We start from the raw sequence: 19,736 nt of genomic DNA on the forward strand, positions 1-19,736 counted from the left end.
CAATGCTGCGCGTAATCGACACCGAAACTTGCGATCTTCAGGGCGGAATTGTGGAAGTGGCCTCTGTTGACGTGGTTGACGGTAAAATAGTCAATCCCATGAGTCACCTGGTGCGTCCCGATCGTCCGATTAGCCCGCAGGCGATGGCCATTCACCGCATTACTGAATCGATGGTGGCGGATAAGCCCTGGATCGAAGAGGTCATCCCCCACTATTTCGGCAGCATGTGGTACGTGGCGCATAACGCCAGTTTTGACCGCCGCGTGTTGCCGGAAATGCCCGGTGAGTGGATCTGTACCATGAAGCTGGCCCGCCGCTTATGGCCGGGGATCAAATACAGCAATATGGCGCTCTACAAATCGCGCAAGCTGAGCGTGAGAACCCCTGAAGGGCTACACCATCACCGTGCCCTGTATGATTGCTATATCACCGCGGCACTGCTCATCGATATTATGAATACCTCGGGGTGGACGCCGGATGATATGGCAACCATAACCGGGCGCCCGGCACTGTTGACGACCTTTACGTTCGGCAAATACCGCGGAAAAGCGGTGTCTGAAGTTGCCGACAAGGATCCGGGCTATCTGCGCTGGCTGTACAACAACCTCGACAGAATGAGCCCGGAACTTCGTTTAACCCTCCGGCACTATCTGGGCGAATCTTAATTCCCGACACGGCCTGGCAGCGTATCCTGCGCCAGGCCAATCAAAAAAGCGTACTCCAGCGCGACCCCTTCGTAGGATTTAAAACGCCCCGATTTACCCCCGTGGCCGGAATCCATGTCCGTGCAGAGCAACAACAGATTATCGTCGGTTTTTAACTCGCGCAGTTTGGCGACCCATTTTGCCGGCTCCCAGTATTGTACCTGCGAGTCATGTAACCCGGTGGTCACCAGCAGATGCGGATAGGCTTTGGCCTCCACGTTGTCGTAAGGGCTGTACTCTTTCATGTAGCGGTAATAGGTTTCGTCCTGCGGATTGCCCCACTCCTCAAATTCGCCGGTCGTCAGGGGGATGGATTCATCCAGCATCGTGGTTAGGACATCAACAAAGGGCACCTGGGCAACAATGCCTTTAAATCGCTCTGGCCGCGCATTAATCACCGCTCCCATCAGCATTCCCCCGGCACTGCCCCCCATACCGAAACAGAGCCCCGGATCGCCATAGCCCTGCTCTATCAGCGCATCGCAGACATCAAGATAGTCATTGAAGGTATTTTTCTTCCTGAGGAATTTCCCCTCTTCGTACCAGTGATGGCCCAGCTCACTGCCGCCACGCACATGGGCTATCGCAAACACGAAACCACGATCGAGGAGGCTGAGCCTGCTGCTGCTAAAATCGGCATCCATGCTGGCGCCATACGAGCCGTAACCGTAAACCAGCAATGGATTTTTGCCCTTACGAAAATGTTCCGGCCGATATACCAGCGATACCGGCACTTCCACGCCATCCCGGGCTTTCACCCACAGGTGTTCGCTGCGATAATTTTCCGACTCAAAACCCGCAACCGCAGCCTGTTTCAGCACCTGCCGTTGCCCGGTGTCCATATCCAGCTCAAACAGTGTGTCCGGCGTAGTCATTGACGAATAGCCATAGCGCAGACGAGACGACTCCGGTTCAGGGTTGAAACCAATCCACGTCACATAGGCCGGATCATCAAAGGCAATCCCCACCACTTCCCGCGTTTTACGATTGATCTGCCGCAGGCTGGTCAGCCCGCGCTGGCGCTCTTCCACCACCAGCCAGTCAGTGAACAGCGTAAAACCTTCCAGCATCACCTGTTCGCGGGCAGGAATTAATACCTCCCATTTCCGCTCGTCGCGCACTTTGGTTTTATAAAGGCCGAAGTTTTTCCCCTCGCGGTTTGAGCGCAGGTAAAAGCTGTGCTGGTAGTGATCCAGGCTGTACTCATGATCTTTACGACGCGGCAGGAAGCACAAAGGCTGCGCGTCAGGAAGCTCCGCATCCAGCAGCAGCACTTCTGAGGTGGTCGCACTGGCAAGAGAGATAACAACATAATGACGGGACGTGGTTTTACTCAGGCTGACGTAAAAGGTTTCGTCTTTCTCTTCATACACCAGCTCATCCTGAGCGGCGGATGTCCCAATGGTATGGCGCCAGACCTGGTAAGGCAGCAATGTCACCGCGTGTTTTTTTACGTAGTAGACCGTTTCGGAATCATTCGCCCAGACAAAATCCGGTGACACATTGTCGAGCATTTCGGGATACCAGTTCCCGCTTTCTAGATTACGAAAACGCAGGCCGTACTGCCGACGCGAAAGATAATCCTCGGCCAGCGCCATAATGGCGTTATCCGGGGAGATGGACATCCCTCCCAGCGTATAGAATTCGCTGTGGGCTGCTCGCTGGTTGGCATCCAGCAGGATTTCCCAGTCATCCCATTCCGCGCTCAGGGCAGACTGGCGTTGATACACCGGGTATTCGTTGCCGGGCTCGTAGATATGGCGATAGCGATAGCCATTTTTGGTCCAGGGGGCGGAGATATCCCGTTGCGGGATTCGCTCCACCATTTCGGCTAATAACCGATCCTGAAGCGCCTGCTGGCTGGCCATCACCTTGCGGCCATAGTCATTTTCCTGGTGAAGATAGTCGAGAACCTCCAGGCGGGAACGCGAATCGTCCCGTAGCCAGTAATAGTTGTCTATGCGTGTATCGCCATGTGTGGTAATGGCGTGAGGCTCGCGTCGGGCTTTTGGTGACATGTTATTTATTCGTTTTGGTTTTACACCCTATAAGGTTGGCAAAACACACGCACGATGCAAGCGAAACATCGCCGTCAGCTCCGTCACTTGGCCCTGAAATCAGAAAGCGCAATTTCTTACCCCTCTCATCGGGCCAGAGACAAGACAGACGCAAACGTTTTCGTTTATACTGCGCGCAACTTTTTCAGGGGGATTATTATGACTCGTTTAGGAACCGCGCTGCGTCCGGCAGCCACTCGCGTAATGCTGCTGGGCTCGGGTGAACTGGGTAAAGAAGTCGCCATTGAGTGCCAGCGTTTAGGTGTGGAAGTGATTGCGGTTGACCGTTATGCCGATGCGCCTGCCATGCATGTCGCCCATCGCTCACATGTTATAAACATGCTGGATGGCGATGCCCTGCGCGCCCTGATTGCACAAGAAAAACCGGATTTTGTGGTGCCTGAAATCGAAGCCATTGCCACCGATACGTTGATTGCGCTTGAGCATGAAGGCCAGCGCGTTGTGCCTTGTGCAAAAGCGGCAAAGCTCACCATGAATCGCGAAGGCATTCGCCGCCTGGCGGCAGAAGAGCTGGCCCTGCCAACCTCCAGCTACCGTTTTGCCGACAGCAAAGAGACCTTTATCAGTGCAGTGGAAGAGATTGGCTACCCGTGCATCATTAAGCCGGTGATGAGTTCTTCCGGCAAAGGACAAAGCTTCATTCGCGACAGCGCCATGCTGGACAAGGCCTGGGATTACGCACAACAGGGTGGCCGCGCAGGCGCCGGACGCGTAATTGTTGAAGGCGTGGTGAAGTTTGATTTCGAAATCACCTTGCTGACCGTCAGCGCCGTGGACGGCGTGCATTTCTGCGAAGCAATCGGCCATCGCCAGGAAGATGGCGATTATCGTGAATCCTGGCAGCCTCAGCAGATGAGTGCCCTGGCGCTGGAGCGTGCGCAGGAGATCGCCCGCAAAGTGGTGCTGGCTCTGGGCGGTTATGGTCTGTTCGGCGTTGAGCTGTTTGTCTGTGGCGATGAAGTGGTGTTCAGCGAAGTCTCCCCTCGCCCGCACGATACCGGGATGGTGACGCTGATTTCGCAGGATCTCTCTGAGTTCGCCCTGCATGTCCGCGCTTTCCTTGGCCTGCCTGTTGGCGGCATTCGTCAGTACGGCCCGGCGGCATCGGCGGTGATCCTGCCGCAATTGACCAGCCAGAACGTGACGTTTGATAACGTTGACGGTGCCGTTGGCGCAGGGTTGCAGGTACGTCTGTTTGGCAAGCCGGAAATCGACGGCACGCGCCGTCTTGGCGTGGCGTTAGCCACCGGTGATAACGTGGACGATGCCGTGGCAAGAGCCAAAACAGCCGCGGCGAATGTTATCGTCGCAGAATAAAAAAAACGGGCCAAAAGGCCCGTTTTTTATTTCGCAGACCGGGTCACCCGGCAAGCAAACTTACTGTTTCGCGCCTTCAACCGCTTCGCGAGCCAGTTTAGTGATGCGATCCCAGTCACCCGCTTCCAGCGCATCCGCCGGAACCAGCCATGAACCGCCGATGCACAGCACGCTTTTCAGCGCCAGGTAGTCACGGTAGTTGGCCGGAGAGATACCGCCAGTCGGGCAGAAACGAACCTGAGAGAATGGGCCAGCAATCGCCTGCAACGCTTTGGTGCCACCGTTCGCTTCAGCCGGGAAGAATTTGAACTCTTTCAGACCGTAGTCCATACCCAGCATCAGTTCAGAAACGGTGCTGATACCCGGGATCAACGGAATGGTGCCTTCGGTTGCGGCTTTCAGCAGTGGCTCAGTCAGGCCAGGGCTGATAGCGAACTGCGCGCCTGCTTCAGTCACGTCAGCCAGCTGTTGTGGGTTCAGAACTGTGCCCGCACCAATAATCGCTTCCGGTACTTCTTTGGCGATCGCGCGGATCGCGTCCATTGCACAGGCAGTACGCAGGGTCACTTCCAGCACGCGCACACCGCCAGCAACCAGCGCTTTTGCCATAGGTACGGCGTGTTCCAGCTTATTCACCACGATTACCGGCACGACAGGGCCAGTTTTCAGGATTGCTTCTGCACTTGTTTTCCAGTTTTTCATCAGAGTTTCTCTCGCCAGATCGATAATTCAGGTCGTCTTAAAACGTAATACAGGTCGCACCCTGTTCCGCGCCGGAGAGTTTCTCGCGCAGCGCGCTGAACATTTCGCGTCCGGTTCCCACGCGCGATGCGCTCAGGTCAGGAATATGCGGTTTACGGGCAGCAAGTTCAGCCTCATCCACCAGCAGGGTTAACTCGCCTGTCTGGCCATTGACGCGAATCATATCGCCGTCACGGACTTTCGCCAGCAGCCCGCCATCGTACGCTTCGGGTGTCACGTGGATTGCAGAAGGCACTTTACCTGATGCACCAGAGAGGCGTCCATCGGTAACCAACGCAATTTTGAAACGGCGGTCCAATAATACACCAAGTGGTGGCATAAGTTTATGTAATTCTGGCATCCCGTTCGCTTTTGGCCCCTGATGACGCACAACCACCACGCAATCCTTGTCGAGAAGACCGGCATCGAAGGCAGGTAAAACATCGTGCTGGCTTTCAAATACCACAGCCGGAGCTTCGATAATCTGGTTCTCTTCCGGTACAGCAGAGGTTTTCATGACCGCGCGCCCCAGGTTGCCGCTCAGCACTTTTGTGCCACCATGACGGGAGAACGGGGTATCGAAGGTCGCGATAACCTGTGCGTCCAGGGATGCAGTGGCTCCATCACGCCAGTCCAGCGCGCCATTGTTCAGCCACGGCTCCATGGTGTAACGCTGCAAGCCAAAGCCTGCCACCGTATTCACATCTTCATGCAGCAAGCCGCCTTTGAGCAGTTCGCGCATCAGCACCGGTACACCACCGGCCGCCTGGAAGTGGTTAATGTCTGCCGGGCCATTCGGGTACAGACGCGCCATCAGCGGGACAACGGCAGAGATGTCAGAGAAATCATCCCAGTTAATCAGAATGCCTGCCGCACGAGCCATCGCTACCAGGTGCATCGTGTGGTTGGTAGAACCACCGGTTGCCAGCAGAGCAACAATCCCGTTGACGATCACTTTTTCATCCACCATTTTGCCCATCGGCATCCACTCGTTGCCGTTTCCGGTAAGGCGAGTAACCTGGCGGGCAGCGGCCTCGGTCAGTGCCTGACGCAGGGGTGCATCCGGCTGAATGAAGGACGAGCCAGGAAGCTGCATCCCCATAAATTCCACTACCATCTGGTTAGTGTTGGCCGTGCCGTAGAAGGTACAGGTACCCGGAGCATGATAGGAGGCGGCTTCCGCTTCCAGCAGCGCCTGGCGATCCGCTTTGCCTTCAGCATACAGCTGGCGGATACGCACTTTTTCTTTGTTTGGCAGGCCGCTTGCCATTGGGCCTGACGGCACAAAAATCGCAGGCAGATGACCAAATGAGAGCGCCGCCATCACCAGGCCCGGGACAATTTTGTCGCACACGCCCAGATAAAGCGCACCATCGAACATATTGTGCGATAACCCCACCGCCGCAGACATAGCAATCACTTCACGACTCAGCAGGGACAACTCCATCCCATCCTGGCCCTGGGTCACACCGTCACACATGGCCGGTACGCCACCCGCAACCTGCCCCACCGCATTAACGCTGTGCAGCGCTTGACGAATGATATTCGGGTAGACCTCATACGGCTGGTGCGCCGAGAGCATATCGTTGTAGGAGGTAATGATGGCGATATTGTTACGCAACATGCTTTTCAGCGAGTCTTTGTCACCCGGCTGGCAGGCAGCAAAGCCGTGGGCCAGGTTACCGCAAGCCAGTTGTGAACGATGTACGGTGTCGCTTTTGGCCTGTTCAATACGGGCGAGGTAGGCAGAACGCGTCTCTTTTGAGCGCTCGATAATGCGTTGTGTTACGCGTAACAATGTCGGATTCATAAAAGCTCCTCTAATTTATCTGTCCGGGCTCGGGAGTTTACAAAGTCTCTGGCAGTTGTTAACAACGCTGAAACGCTTGGTGTCCGGAGCTCAGGGGCAAAATCGCTTCCGGCAGTGTAATAAAAAAAGCTCCGCGGGGAAATCCACGCGGAGCTTAAAAGATTAAAAATTGTGCCACTAACTGTGTTAGATCATGTTACCGGTAAAATAACACCTTCGGGCTAGAGGATTATCCTACTCAAACTCGTTCCAGGAGCGGCCATCACGGGTGATCATCGCCACAGAGGCGACAGGTCCCCAGGTGCCCGCCTGATACGGTTTTGGCGCGTCCTGATCGGCAGCCCAGGCTTCGGTAATGGAATCGACCCATTTCCACGCCTCTTCCACTTCATCACGACGTACAAACAGCGCCTGAATACCACGCATGGTTTCCAGCAGCAGACGCTCGTAAGCATCCGCCAGGTGCGTTTCGTTGAAGGTTTCGGAGTAGCTCAGATCTAGCTTGGTGGTTTGCAGGTTGTGTTTGTGATCCAGGCCTGGCACTTTGTTCAGGATCTGGATATCCACACCTTCGTCCGGTTGCAGACGGATGGTCAGCTTGTTCTGCGGCAGCTCCTGCCAGGACTCTTTGAACAGGTTCAGCTCAGGGTTTTTAAAGTACACCACCACTTCAGAGCATTTGGCTGGCAGACGTTTACCGGTGCGCAGGTAGAATGGAACACCCGCCCAGCGCCAGTCATCGATATCCACGCGGATCGCCACGAAGGTCTCGGTGTTGCTGGCCTTGTTCGCGCCCTCTTCTTCCAGATAGCCCGGCACTTTTTTGCCCTGGGCAAAGCCTGCGGTGTACTGGCCGCGAACGGTTTTCTCACGCACATTTGAACGGTCAATGCGGCGCAGAGACTTCAGCACTTTCACTTTAGCATCGCGGATGCTGTCAGCCGTCAGGTCAGACGGAGGCGACATGGCGATCATGCACAGAATTTGCAGCAGGTGGTTCTGGATCATGTCGCGCATCTGGCCGGCCTGGTCAAAGTAACCCCAGCGCCCTTCGATGCCCACCTCTTCGGCCACGGTAATTTCCACGTGATCGATAGTACGGTTGTCCCAGTTGTTCACAAACAGGGAGTTAGCAAAACGCAGTGCCAGCAGATTCAGTACCGTCTCTTTACCGAGATAGTGGTCGATACGGTAAACCTGGCACTCTTCAAAGAACTCACCCACCTGATCGTTGATTTCGCGGGAGGTCGCAAGGGATGTCCCCAGCGGTTTTTCCATCACCACGCGTGCAGGTTTAGCGTTCAGTTTTGCTTCGCCCAGACCTTTGCAGATGGCACCGAAGGTGCTTGGCGGCATCGCGAAATAGTTGATGGTGACGCGGTTTTTCTGATCCAGCATCTTGCCCAGGCGGGAAAACGCGCTAACGTCGTTCACATCCAGGTTACAGAAATCGAGGCGTCCACTCAGCGTATCCCACAAACTTTCATCGATTTTCTCTTTCATGAAAGTTTCGAGTGCTTCACGCACGACTTTGGTATAAGCGTCCTTGTCCCATTCGGCGCGCCCGACACCCAGGATACGGGTATCCGGATGAAGTTGGCCCGCTTTTTCCAGTTGATACAGGGAAGGCAGCAATTTCCGGCGTGCAAGATCGCCTTTCGCGCCGAAAATGACCAGGTCACATGCCTGGGCTGTTTGCGTTACCGCCATGTCATTCTCCTCAGTTGGATAACCTGGTACTTCTGCCAGGTATCGTTGTAATTTTATTACAATGCACTGTACTGCTTTTACGTCATTCCCGAAACCATTAGCGCTTAACGTCACGTGCGATACCGTGATTTTTCGCCCGTCAAACGCCTGTGGCGCGGCAAAAACGCTGGATCCGTTGAATCTTTGTACTGCCCGGTCACTGCAAAACCCGACAGCGATCAAGTAATGAAAAAAAACAACAACATTTCTTGTCGTACATTACCCTTTAAGGAAGCCCGAGGGGTAATATCGACTAAATCGAATCATGATTTCATCAATCAATGAAATCGTTTCCACCCATGAGCGCCTGGTTAACGATGAACATGCTGGAAAAAATCCAGTTTCAACTGGAACACCTTAGCAAATCCGAGCGAAAAGTGGCTGAAGTTATTCTCGCCTCCCCCGCTCAGGCGATTCATTCAAGCATCGCCGCTCTGGCACAGGAATCGGGCGTTAGCGAACCGACGGTTAACCGGTTCTGTCGAAGCCTTGAAACGCGTGGCTTCCCCGATTTTAAACTGCATCTGGCACAAAGTCTGGCAAACGGTACGCCGTATGTTAATCGCAATGTGGATGAAGACGACAGCGTTGATGCCTATACCGCGAAAATATTTGAATCCGCTATGGCAACGCTCGATCATGTCCGTCAGTCGCTGGATATGACGTCTGTTAATCGCGCGGTCGATTTACTGACCCAGGCAAAGAAAATAGCCTTCTTCGGTCTGGGCTCGTCCGCAGCCGTTGCTCACGATGCCATGAACAAATTCTTCCGCTTTAATGTCCCGGTCATTTATTCCGATGACATTGTGCTGCAACGCATGAGCTGTATGAATTGTAGCGAAGATGATGTGGTGGTTCTTATCTCGCATACCGGACGCACCAAAAGCCAGGTAGAACTTGCCCAACTGGCGCGAGATAATGATGCTATGGTGATAGCGCTTACAACCGCAGGCACGCCGCTGGCACGAGAAGCGACACTCGCCATCACTCTGGATGTGCCGGAAGACACCGACATGTATATGCCAATGGTGTCACGTCTTGCGCAACTCACCGTGATTGACGTACTGGCGACCGGTTTTACCTTACGTCGTGGGGCAAAATTCAGAGATAACTTGAAGCGGGTCAAGGAAGCGCTCAAGGAATCGCGTTTTGATAAAGAATTGCTCATAAAGAGCGATGTTCCCTAATAGTTAATAATGATGTTTTAACGATTTACGGCACTCGGTCAGTTCACTGTTGCCTTGCAGCAGGCAGAACGCCGATTCAATGTTCACGCAACACCAAAATTGTTTCAGTCAACGGAGTATTACATGTCCAGAAGGCTTCGCAGAACCAAGATCGTAACCACCTTAGGCCCGGCTACCGATCGCGATAATAACCTCGAGAAAATTATCGCCGCAGGCGCCAACGTGGTACGTATGAACTTCTCTCACGGTACGCCAGAAGACCATAAACTGCGTGCAGATAAAGTGCGTGAGATCGCGGCTAAACTGGGCCGCCATGTTGCTATCCTCGGTGACCTGCAAGGGCCGAAAATCCGTGTATCAACCTTTAAAGAAGGCAAAGTTTTCCTCAATGTTGGCGATAAGTTCCTGCTGGATGCCAACCTGAGCAAAGGTGAAGGCGATAAAGAGAAAGTGGGCATCGACTATAAAGGTCTGCCTGCTGACGTGGTACCTGGCGACATTCTGCTGCTCGACGATGGCCGTGTTCAGCTGAAAGTGCTGGAAGTCCAGGGCATGAAAGTGTTCACCGAAGTGACCGTGGGCGGCCCGCTGTCGAACAACAAAGGCATTAACAAACTCGGTGGTGGCCTCTCTGCGGAAGCGCTGACCGATAAAGACAAAGCCGACATCGTTACTGCCGCGCAGATTGGTGTGGATTACCTGGCGGTCTCCTTCCCACGCTGTGGTGAAGACCTGAACTACGCTCGCCGTCTGGCGCGTGATGCAGGCTGCGATGCGAAAATCGTTGCTAAAGTTGAGCGTGCAGAAGCCGTTTGCGATCAGGATGCTATGGATGACGTTATCCTGGCCTCCGACGTGGTGATGGTTGCCCGTGGCGACCTGGGCGTTGAAATCGGCGACCCGGAACTGGTCGGTATCCAGAAAGCGCTGATCCGCCGTGCGCGTCAGCTGAACCGCGCCGTGATCACTGCGACCCAGATGATGGAGTCAATGATCACCAACCCAATGCCAACCCGTGCAGAAGTCATGGACGTGGCAAACGCCGTGCTGGATGGTACCGATGCGGTCATGCTGTCTGCTGAAACCGCAGCAGGCCAGTACCCGGCTGAAACCGTTGCTGCCATGGCACGCGTGTGCCTGGGCGCTGAGAAGATCCCAAGCATCAACGTTTCTAAACACCGTCTGGACGTGCAGTTCGACAACGTAGAAGAAGCCATTGCGATGTCCGCAATGTACGCGGCAAACCACCTGAAAGGTGTTACCGCCATCATCACCATGACCGAATCTGGCCGTACCGCACTGATGACGTCCCGTATCAGCTCTGGGCTGCCAATCTTTGCTATGTCCCGTCATGAGCGCACCCTGAACCTGACTGCGCTGTATCGTGGTGTGACGCCGGTTTACTTCGACAGCACCAGCGATGGCGTTGCCGCAGCGAACGATGCCGTTAACCTGCTGCGCGACAAAGGCTACCTGGTCTCCGGCGATATCGTGATCGTGACTCAGGGTGACGTGATGAGCACCGTGGGTTCAACCAACACCACCCGTGTAATGACCGTCGAATAATCCCGGTGTTATTAAAAAGCCCCCTCCGTAAGGAGGGGGCTTTTTTTATTTCTTCGGGAAAAGCTCTTTGCGTTTATAGGGCTCTTTTTCGCCCGGCTTACGCGTTTTAAGCAGCTTGAGTATCCACGTGTACTGTTCCGTATGTGGCCCCACCAGCAGCTCAACCTCTTCATTCATCCGGCGTGCAATGGTGTGATCGTCTGCCGTCAGCAGGTCATCCATTGGCGGGCGCACCTCAATGCTCAGACGGTGCGTGTTGCCGTCATAAACCGGGAACAGCGGAATAACGCGGGCGCGACAGACTTTCATCAGACGGCCAATCGCCGGCAGCGTAGCTTTGTAAGTGGCAAAGAAATCGACAAACTCGCTGTGCTCAGGCCCGTGGTCCTGATCTGGCAGATAGTATCCCCAGTAGCCCTGACGCACAGACTGAATAAAAGGTTTGATACCGTCGTTACGCGCGTGCAGGCGGCCACCAAAACGGCGGCGGACGGTGTTCCACACATAATCAAAGATCTTATTCCCCTGATTATGGAACATGGCAGCCATCTTCTGCCCTTGCGATGCCATAAGCATGGCCGGGATATCAACGCCCCAGCCGTGAGGAACGAGGAAGATCACCTTCTCGTCATTGCGGCGCATCTCTTCAATGATTTCCAGTCCTTTCCAGTCAACACGGCTGAGCAGCTTCTCCGGCCCACGCAGCGCCAGTTCTGCCATCATCGCCATTGCCTGCGGTGCCGTGGTGTACATCGCATCAATGATGGCTTCGCGCTCGGCGTCGCTTTTCTCAGGGAAGCAATAGTAGAGGTTAATTTGCGCGCGCCGACGGGCGCTTTTACCCATCCGCCCGGCAAGGCGGCCTATCTTGCCGAGAATAGGATCGCGGACAGAGGCCGGCAGCAGTGCAATACCGGCAAACGCATAAACACCCAGCCAGGCACCCCAGTTGGACGGATGGCGAAACGACGGCTCAAACTCAGGAATGTACTCAATGTTATTTTTTTTTGTTTCCATGCTGATTCCAGGGAAGGTGACGCGAAATAAAGAACAATGCGGATAGTGTAGCGAGGCTGGCGCTTACGCACAAAAGAAAAAGCCGGCGCGCGAAGGCACCGGCTTTACAAAACACGAGGTTAATCAAAACGCAGTTGCGGCATCACCTCTTTCACCTGCGCCAGATAATCGGTACGATCTTTACCGGTCAGGCCTTCGGTGCGCGGCAGTTTCGCCGTCAGCGGGTTCACCGCCTGCTGGTTGATCCACACTTCATAGTGCAGGTGCGGCCCGGTTGAACGCCCGGTATTACCGGAAAGCGCGATACGGTCACCACGTTTCACCTTCTGCCCCGGCTGAACCAGCAGTTTACGCAGGTGCATGTAACGAGTGGTGTAGGTACGACCATGACGCACGGCAACATAATAACCTGCGGCACCACTGCGTTTCGCCATCACCACTTCACCATCACCCACCGCCAGCACAGGTGTGCCCTGCGGCATGGCGAAGTCAACACCACGGTGCGGCGCAACGCGGCCGGTAACCGGGTTCAGACGGCGCGGGTTAAAGTTCGAGGAGACACGGAACTGCTTCGCGGTCGGGAAGCGCAGGAAGCCTTTCGCAAGACCCGTACCGTTACGGTCATAGAACTTGCCGTCTTCAGCACGGATGGCGTAGTAATCTTTACCATCAGAACGCAGACGCACGCCCACCAGCTGGCTTTGCTCGCGCTTTCCATCCAGCATCTCGCGGGACATCAGCACCGAGAACTCATCGCCTTTCTTCAGCTTACGGAAGTCCATCTGCCACTGCATCGCCTTGATCACCGAGCTGATTTCCGCGCTGGTCAGGCCCGCATCACGCGCGCTGCCGACGAAACTCGCTCCTACCGTGCCTTTCAGCACGCTGTTAACCCAGTCGCCCTGCTGCATTTCACTGCTCATTTTGAAACCGTTTGCAGTGCGATCGTAAGTACGGGTTTCACGGCGAGAAACTTCCCATGTCAGGCGTTTTAAATCGCCTTCTGCGGTTAGGGTCCAGGAGAGTTGTTGGCCGATTTTGAGGTTACGTAAGTCTTTATCGGCGGCGGCGAGCTGGCTGATATCCCCCAGTTCAATGCCATACTGGTTCAGTACGCTACTGAGCGTATCGCCGGTGGATACCACGTATTCGTGGTTACCCGCTTCGGTATCGGTTTTGTCGTCCAGTTCATCCTGAGGAATCGCTTCGTCTTCCTGAGCCGCCTGATCGATAGGCTCGCTGGCCTCAGGCAACAGAGAACGGATTTCGCTCTTCTCAAGCTCGATGGTTTTGATGACGGGCGCAGAACTCGGATGGTAAACATAGGGCCGCCATACGGCGACCGCCAGAGTGAGAACTGTAAGCGACCCCAGCATAACGCGATGGGGCCGGGGCAGATTGTTAAATGCCAGGGCGACAGAGCGGGCTATCTGTTGCACGTATTCACTTCCTCGTTAATCTCCTTTCAGGCAGCTCGCATACTGGTTCGCCAGTTGGCTGAGGAACTGCGAATAGCTCGCTTTGCTCAACTGGATATTCGTTCCTAGCGGGTCAAGGGTTCCCATGCGCACGGATGTTCCCCTGGCCACGGCTTCTACGACCGCTGGCCTGAACTGTGGCTCAGCAAAAACGCATGTCGCTTTCTGCTCAACCAACTGTGTTCTGATTTCATGTAAACGCTGCGCACCAGGCTGAATTTCAGGGTTGACGGTAAAGTGCCCGAGCGGGGTCAAACCGTAGTGTTTTTCGTAGTAGCCATAAGCGTCATGGAAAACGAAATACCCTTTGCCTTTCAGCGGTGCGAGCTCGTTACCCACCTGTTTATCGGTTGCGGCTAAACTTGCCTCAAAATCCTTCAGGTTGGCGTCTAATTTGGCTCGACTTTGCGGCATAAGTTCCACTAATTTGTCATGGATTGCAACCGCCGAAAGCCGCGCTATCTCTGGCGAAAGCCAAAGATGCATGTTGTACTCGCCGTGATGGTGATGGTCGTCACCTTTTTCACCTTCAGCGTGGTTGTGCTCACTTTCGTGCTCGTCGTCGTCAGCCCCTTTCATGAGTAACGGTTTCACGCCTGCAAGGTCCGCAATGGTGACCTGCTTTTGCGCCGGAACCTGCTGGGCAGACTTCTGCATGAACGCTTCCATCTCCGGGCCAATCCAGACGACTAAGTCCGCGTTTTGTAAGCGTTTTACATCAGACGGGCGCAGGGAATAATCATGCTCAGAAGCACCGTCAGGGAGCAAAACCTGGGTCTCTGTTACGCCATCTGCAATGGCAGAGGCGATGAAGCCAAGGGGTTTAAGCGAAGCGACAACGGCAGCGTTAACATCTTGTGCTGTTGTACCCCAAAGGGCAGCGGATAATGCTGCGAAAAGAAGCGTATTTTTATGTAACATAATGCGACTATTCATCGTAATAAGTTCGGGGAATGTGATATTATAACATTCGATGACTTCTGCAAGCTTAAATTGACATGACGACTTTGGTTTCTCTCGAAAATATTTCGGTGTCATTCGGTCAGCGCCGCGTCCTTTCTGATGTTTCGCTGGAACTGAAACCCGGTAAAATACTGACACTGCTCGGCCCTAATGGTGCCGGGAAATCCACCCTGGTGCGCGTGGTTCTGGGTCTGGTAGCACCCGATGAAGGTGTTATCAAACGTGATACCAAACTGCGTATTGGCTATGTGCCGCAAAAATTACACCTGGACGCCACCCTTCCACTGACGGTGAGCCGTTTCCTGCGGCTGCGTCCGGGCACGCGTAAAGACGATATCCTTCCGGCGCTGAAACGCGTGCAGGCCGGACATCTGATCGACGCCCCTTTACAGAAGCTCTCTGGCGGTGAAACGCAGCGTGTTCTGCTGGCTCGCGCATTACTGAGTAGCCCGCAACTGCTGGTCCTCGATGAACCGACTCAGGGTGTTGACGTGAATGGCCAGGTTGCGCTGTACGATTTGATTGATCAGCTTCGCCATGAGCTTGACTGCGCGGTGCTGATGGTTTCTCACGACCTGCATCTGGTGATGGCAAAAACCGACGAAGTGCTGTGTCTGAACCACCACATCTGCTGCTCCGGTACGCCGGAAGTGGTGTCGATGCACCCGGAATTTATCTCTATGTTTGGCCCTCGTGGAGCCGAACAGCTTGGCATCTATCGCCATCACCACAATCATCGCCATGATTTGCAGGGACGGATTGTACTGCGTCGGGGAAATGGACACTCATGATTGAACTGTTACTGCCCGGCTGGCTGGCCGGGATTATGCTTGCCTGCGCCGCAGGGCCGCTGGGATCTTTTGTTGTGTGGCGCAGAATGTCCTATTTCGGCGATACGCTGGCGCACGCTTCACTGCTTGGCGTTGCCTTTGGTCTGCTGCTGAATGTAAACCCGTTTTATGCGGTGATCGTGGTAACGCTGATGCTGGCCGCCGGTCTGGTGTGGCTGGAAAAGCGCCCTCACCTCGCCATTGATACACTGCTCGGCATTATGGCGCACAGCGCGTTGTCACTGGGTCTGGTCGTCGTAAGCCTGATGTCGAATATTCGCGTTGACCTGATGGCCTACCTGTTTGGGGATCTGCTGGCCGTGACGCCGGAGGACCTGATCTCTATCGCCATTGGAGTGGTGGTAGTACTGGCGATTCTGTTATGGCAGTGGCGCAACCTGCTGGCGATGACCGTTAGCCCGGATCTGGCATTCGTCGATGGCGTTAAGCTTCAGCGCGTGAAGCTTCTTCTGATGCTGGTGACTGCCTTGACCATTGGTGTGGCGATGAAGTTCGTCGGGGCGTTGATTATTACGTCCCTGCTGATCATCCCGGCAGCAACCGCCCGTCGTTTTGCCCGTACGCCAGAGCAAATGGCCGGCGTGGCCGTTATTGTAGGGATGATTGCGGTAACAGGTGGGTTGACCTTCTCGGCGTTCTACGACACGCCTGCGGGGCCGTCAGTGGTGCTGTGCGCGGCTGTGCTGTTTATCCTCAGTATGACGAAGAAAGCCGCGAGTTGATGTGTTGCCCGGTGGCGCTTCGCTTACCGGGCCTACAATAGATAACGCCCTCTCCCGCCAGAAGAGGGAAAAACATCAAGGCATCTCTGGTGGGGTGATCCCAAAATGATTCCACGCCCGCACCGTCGCCATGCGTCCACGCGGGGTGCGCTGTAAAAAGCCCTGCTGGATAAGATACGGCTCCAGCACATCTTCGATGGTTTCGCGCTCTTCACCAATCGCCGCCGCCAGGTTATCCAGCCCTACCGGCCCGCCAAAGAATTTATCCAGCACCGCCAGCAGTAGTTTACGGTCCATATAGTCGAAGCCTTCGGCATCCACGTTCAGCATGTCCAGTGCCTGTGCGGCAATGTCTGCCGAGATGCTGCCATCATGCTTCACCTCAGCGAAGTCACGCACGCGGCGCAGCAGGCGGTTGGCGATACGCGGTGTGCCCCGAGAGCGTTTTGCCACTTCAAATGCTCCTTCCTCGCTCATCTCCAGCCCCATGTAACGTGCACTACGGCTGACAATATGCTGAAGATCAGGCACCTGATAAAACTCAAGACGCTGCACGATGCCGAAGCGGTCACGCAGTGGTGATGTTAACGAACCGGCGCGGGTTGTGGCGCCAATCAACGTAAACGGCGGCAGGTCGATTTTGATGGAGCGCGCAGCCGGACCTTCACCAATCATGATATCCAGCTGGTAGTCTTCCATCGCCGGGTAGAGCACCTCTTCCACTACCGGGGACAGACGGTGAATCTCATCAATGAACAGCACATCATGCGGTTCAAGGTTGGTCAGCATCGCCGCCAGGTCGCCAGCTTTCTCCAGCACCGGACCGGAAGTGGTGCGCAGGTTTACGCCCATTTCATTGGCAACGATATTTGCCAGCGTGGTTTTACCTAGCCCCGGCGGGCCAAAAATCAGCAGATGATCGAGGGCATCGCCACGCAGTTTTGCCGCCTGGATGAAGATCTCCATCTGAGAACGTACCTGCGGCTGGCCAATGTACTCATCAAGCAGCTTCGGGCGGATCGCGCGATCCACCACATCATCTGCCTGAATAGTGCCTGCCGATACCAGGCGGTCTGCTTCAATCATCCTTTACCTCACAATGCAGCGCGCAGCGCTTCACGAATCAGGGTTTCACTGCTGGCATCCGGTTTGGCGATTTTGCTCACCATACGGCTGGCCTCCTGAGGTTTATAGCCCAGCGCTACCAGAGCAGCAACCGCTTCCTGCTCAGCATCATCAGCCGTTGGCGCACCCGGCGATGTCAACACCAGGTCTGCCGCTGGCGTAAACAGATCGCCGTGCAGGCCTTTAAAGCGGTCTTTCATTTCCACAATCAGGCGCTCTGCGGTCTTCTTGCCGATGCCAGGCAGTTTAATCAGCGCGACCGGATCTTCGCGCTCGACGGCATTCACAAACTGCTGTGCAGACATGCCGGATAAAATCGCCAGTGCCAGTTTTGGCCCGACGCCGTTGGTTTTAATCAGCTCGCGGAACAGGGTGCGTTCCTGCTTGTTATTAAAACCGTACAGCAGCTGCGCATCTTCACGCACAACGAACTGGGTGAAAACAATAGCTTCTTTACCCGCGTCAGGAAGTTCATAGAAACAGGTCATTGGCATATGGACTTCATAGCCTACGCCTCCCGCTTCGAGCAGCACTAACGGGGGTTGTTTTTCAATGATGATGCCTCTGAGTCTGCCTATCACGTGACGCTCCTGCGTTCTGGAAGAGTTAACTGCGGGTATAATAAAAAAAGGCTGGATAAACATCCAGCCTCATTTGTCATTATCGTAACCTGCCTCGCGCCAGATTGAGCCGCGAATCGCTCACTTGCATCGCGTTCTGGCTGACATGACAGTGGGTTATGGCGATTGCCAGCGCATCGGCGGCATCGGCCTGTGGGTTTGCGGGGAGCTTCAACAACGTACGCACCATGTGCTGCACCTGGCTTTTCTCCGCGCCACCATTCCCTACCACCGTCTGCTTAACCTGTCTTGCTGCGTATTCGAACACCGGAAGATCCTGGTTTACGGCCGCAACAATCGCCACGCCGCGCGCCTGGCCAAGCTTCAGCGCCGAATCGGCGTTTTTCGCCATAAAGACCTGCTCGATAGCGAAATAGTCAGGCTCAAACTGGGTGATAATCTCTGACACGCCTGCGTAGATTAACTTAAGACGTGACGGTAGATCGTCTACTTTGGTGCGAATACAGCCACTGCCCAGGTAGGTTAACTGGCGTCCAACCTGGCGGATAACGCCATAACCGGTGACGCGTGAGCCGGGGTCAATCCCGAGGATAATCGACATCACGCGCCTCCTGTAAACGGTTTAAACGCTCTCATCAGAGAGTCGCTGCAACCTCATCAGAGATTTCACCGTTGTGGTACACTTCCTGCACATCGTCGCAGTCTTCGAGCATGTCGATCAGACGCAGCAGTTTAGGCGCAGTTTCTGCGTCCATGTCCGCTTTGGTTGACGGGATCATAGACACTTCAGCATTGTCTGCTTTCAGACCCGCCGCTTCCAGCGCATCACGCACCGCACCCATCTCTTCCCACGCGGTGTACACGTCGATAGCACCGTCATCGAAGGTCACAACGTCTTCAGCACCGGCTTCCAGCGCCGCTTCCATGATCACATCTTCGTCGCCTTTCTCGAAAGAAATCACGCCTTTTTTGCTGAACAGGTAAGCGACGGAGCCATCAGTACCCAGGTTGCCACCGGTTTTGGTGAACGCGTGGCGCACTTCGGCAACGGTACGGTTACGGTTGTCAGACAGACACTCAACCATGACCGCAGTACCGCCAGGGCCGTAACCTTCATAAATGATGGTTTCCATGTTCGCGTCGTCATCACCGCCCACGCCACGCGCGATTGCACGGTTCAGGGTGTCACGCGTCATGTTGTTAGACAGTGCTTTATCAATCGCCGCACGCAGACGTGGGTTAGAACCCGCATCGCCGCCGCCCAGACGTGCTGCTGTTACCAGCTCACGAATGATTTTGGTAAAGATCTTACCGCGTTTAGCATCCTGTGCCGCTTTGCGGTGTTTGGTGTTGGCCCACTTACTATGACCTGCCATAGAAATATCCTCGAAAATCGCGCCTTCTCAGGCAGCGTTAATTACAAATTCTTCAATCGCCTGCCGGTTGCTCCACGACTTGGTCAGTGCGGCGGCATCCACCGCATCCACCCAGCGGTAGCTCAGGTGCTCAGTGAACACGATCTCCCGTTCATGGGGGAGCGCGAGACAGAACCACGATTCCGTATTGCGCTCGATATCCGGAGCATAGCGATGACGTAAATGGCTAAAAATTTCAAACTCCACCGTGCGCTGACAGTCCTTCAGGGTCAGTTGCTCGCAAGCAACATCAATGGCGACCTCTTCCTTTACTTCGCGCGCGGCGGCCTGCGGCGCAGTTTCACCCTCTTCCAGGCTGCCGGTAACCGACTGCCAGAAATCAGGATCGTCGCGCCGCTGCAACATCAGCACCCGCTTCGTGTCCTGGGCATAAATGACAACTAAGACAGAAACGGGGAGCTTATATGTCAT

General features: G+C 54.9%; 18 protein-coding genes. 6 read left to right on the plus strand and 12 right to left on the minus strand.

Translation table 11 applies throughout. The annotated features are described in order from the left end of the window. Nucleotides 1-2: 2 nt before the first annotated feature. Nucleotides 3-665 carry an exodeoxyribonuclease X gene (gene exoX / locus F3J30_RS03295; protein WP_166715824.1) on the plus strand — a complete coding sequence of 221 codons (663 nt, stop codon included), beginning with the start codon at nucleotides 3-5 and terminating at the stop codon, nucleotides 663-665. Here exoX and ptrB read toward each other — a convergent pair. Next, nucleotides 662-2,722, minus strand: a complete 2,061-nt coding sequence (gene ptrB / locus F3J30_RS03300; protein WP_166715826.1) for an oligopeptidase B — start codon at nucleotides 2,720-2,722, stop codon at nucleotides 662-664. The two genes, exoX and ptrB, sit on opposite strands and share 4 nt — an antisense overlap. A 198-nt stretch (nucleotides 2,723-2,920) precedes the next feature. On the opposite strand from ptrB, the gene purT reads away from it, so the two are divergent. Then, complete coding sequence (purT, locus tag F3J30_RS03305; RefSeq protein WP_166715828.1) at nucleotides 2,921-4,099, plus strand: formate-dependent phosphoribosylglycinamide formyltransferase; 1,179 nt, start codon at nucleotides 2,921-2,923, stop codon at nucleotides 4,097-4,099. Nucleotides 4,100-4,159: 60 nt separating this feature from the next. Here purT and kdgA read toward each other — a convergent pair whose 3' ends face one another. The 3 genes from kdgA to zwf form a co-directional block, all read right to left on the minus strand. Next, nucleotides 4,160-4,801 (minus strand): bifunctional 4-hydroxy-2-oxoglutarate aldolase/2-dehydro-3-deoxy-phosphogluconate aldolase, encoded by a 642-nt coding sequence (kdgA, locus tag F3J30_RS03310; RefSeq protein WP_014070680.1) that lies wholly within the window; start codon nucleotides 4,799-4,801, stop codon nucleotides 4,160-4,162. Nucleotides 4,802-4,838: 37 nt separating this feature from the next. Next, the gene (edd, locus tag F3J30_RS03315) at nucleotides 4,839-6,650 is read right to left on the minus strand and encodes a phosphogluconate dehydratase (RefSeq protein ID WP_166715830.1); all 1,812 of its coding nucleotides are present in this window, start codon (nucleotides 6,648-6,650) and stop codon (nucleotides 4,839-4,841) included. Between the two features lie 234 nt (nucleotides 6,651-6,884). Then, nucleotides 6,885-8,360, minus strand: coding sequence for a glucose-6-phosphate dehydrogenase (zwf, locus tag F3J30_RS03320; RefSeq protein WP_014070682.1), 1,476 nt, complete (start codon nucleotides 8,358-8,360; stop codon nucleotides 6,885-6,887). 356 nt (nucleotides 8,361-8,716) lie between these two features. Between zwf and F3J30_RS03325 the strand changes: the two genes are divergently transcribed. Beyond that, complete coding sequence (locus F3J30_RS03325; RefSeq protein ID WP_041162241.1) at nucleotides 8,717-9,586, plus strand: MurR/RpiR family transcriptional regulator; 870 nt, start codon at nucleotides 8,717-8,719, stop codon at nucleotides 9,584-9,586. A 123-nt stretch (nucleotides 9,587-9,709) separates the two neighbouring features. Beyond that, nucleotides 9,710-11,152, plus strand: a complete 1,443-nt coding sequence (pyk, locus tag F3J30_RS03330) for a pyruvate kinase (protein WP_014070684.1) — start codon at nucleotides 9,710-9,712, stop codon at nucleotides 11,150-11,152. A 45-nt stretch (nucleotides 11,153-11,197) separates the two neighbouring features. Here pyk and lpxM read toward each other — a convergent pair whose 3' ends face one another. From lpxM to znuA, 3 genes are all read right to left on the minus strand, one after another. Further along, nucleotides 11,198-12,169 carry a lauroyl-Kdo(2)-lipid IV(A) myristoyltransferase gene (gene lpxM / locus F3J30_RS03335; RefSeq protein WP_166715833.1) on the minus strand — a complete coding sequence of 324 codons (972 nt, stop codon included), beginning with the start codon at nucleotides 12,167-12,169 and terminating at the stop codon, nucleotides 11,198-11,200. 119 nt (nucleotides 12,170-12,288) lie between these two features. Then, entirely contained in the window at nucleotides 12,289-13,608 is a 1,320-nt protein-coding gene (gene mepM / locus F3J30_RS03340; RefSeq protein WP_166715835.1) for a murein DD-endopeptidase MepM, read from the minus strand. 15 nt (nucleotides 13,609-13,623) lie between these two features. Then, complete coding sequence (gene znuA / locus F3J30_RS03345) at nucleotides 13,624-14,568, minus strand: zinc ABC transporter substrate-binding protein ZnuA (protein WP_041162081.1); 945 nt, start codon at nucleotides 14,566-14,568, stop codon at nucleotides 13,624-13,626. Nucleotides 14,569-14,645: 77 nt separating this feature from the next. Here znuA and znuC point away from each other — a divergent pair, with 77 nt between their 5' ends. Further along, nucleotides 14,646-15,401 (plus strand): zinc ABC transporter ATP-binding protein ZnuC, encoded by a 756-nt coding sequence (gene znuC, locus F3J30_RS03350; protein WP_166715837.1) that lies wholly within the window; start codon nucleotides 14,646-14,648, stop codon nucleotides 15,399-15,401. Beyond that, complete coding sequence (gene znuB, locus F3J30_RS03355; RefSeq protein WP_166715839.1) at nucleotides 15,398-16,183, plus strand: zinc ABC transporter permease subunit ZnuB; 786 nt, start codon at nucleotides 15,398-15,400, stop codon at nucleotides 16,181-16,183. Before znuC ends, znuB begins: the two co-directional genes overlap by 4 nt. Before the next feature lie 75 nt (nucleotides 16,184-16,258). Here the strand turns inward: znuB and ruvB are convergent, their stop codons facing one another. From ruvB to nudB, 5 genes are all read right to left on the minus strand, one after another. Then, the gene (ruvB, locus tag F3J30_RS03360) at nucleotides 16,259-17,269 is read right to left on the minus strand and encodes a Holliday junction branch migration DNA helicase RuvB (protein ID WP_014070690.1); all 1,011 of its coding nucleotides are present in this window, start codon (nucleotides 17,267-17,269) and stop codon (nucleotides 16,259-16,261) included. A gap of 8 nt (nucleotides 17,270-17,277) precedes the next feature. Further along, nucleotides 17,278-17,889: a Holliday junction branch migration protein RuvA gene (ruvA, locus tag F3J30_RS03365; RefSeq protein WP_014070691.1), complete on the minus strand. Its 612-nt coding sequence runs from the start codon at nucleotides 17,887-17,889 to the stop codon at nucleotides 17,278-17,280. A 79-nt stretch (nucleotides 17,890-17,968) separates the two neighbouring features. Further along, nucleotides 17,969-18,490 (minus strand): crossover junction endodeoxyribonuclease RuvC, encoded by a 522-nt coding sequence (gene ruvC / locus F3J30_RS03370; RefSeq protein WP_166715842.1) that lies wholly within the window; start codon nucleotides 18,488-18,490, stop codon nucleotides 17,969-17,971. A gap of 34 nt (nucleotides 18,491-18,524) precedes the next feature. Continuing rightward, complete coding sequence (locus tag F3J30_RS03375) at nucleotides 18,525-19,265, minus strand: YebC/PmpR family DNA-binding transcriptional regulator (RefSeq protein ID WP_014070693.1); 741 nt, start codon at nucleotides 19,263-19,265, stop codon at nucleotides 18,525-18,527. A gap of 27 nt (nucleotides 19,266-19,292) precedes the next feature. Beyond that, nucleotides 19,293-19,736, minus strand: coding sequence for a dihydroneopterin triphosphate diphosphatase (gene nudB / locus F3J30_RS03380; protein WP_014070694.1), 444 nt, complete (start codon nucleotides 19,734-19,736; stop codon nucleotides 19,293-19,295).

The sequence above is a fragment of the Enterobacter sp. Tr-810 genome, assembly GCF_011752765.1.
Taxonomy (GTDB): domain Bacteria; phylum Pseudomonadota; class Gammaproteobacteria; order Enterobacterales; family Enterobacteriaceae; genus Enterobacter; species Enterobacter soli.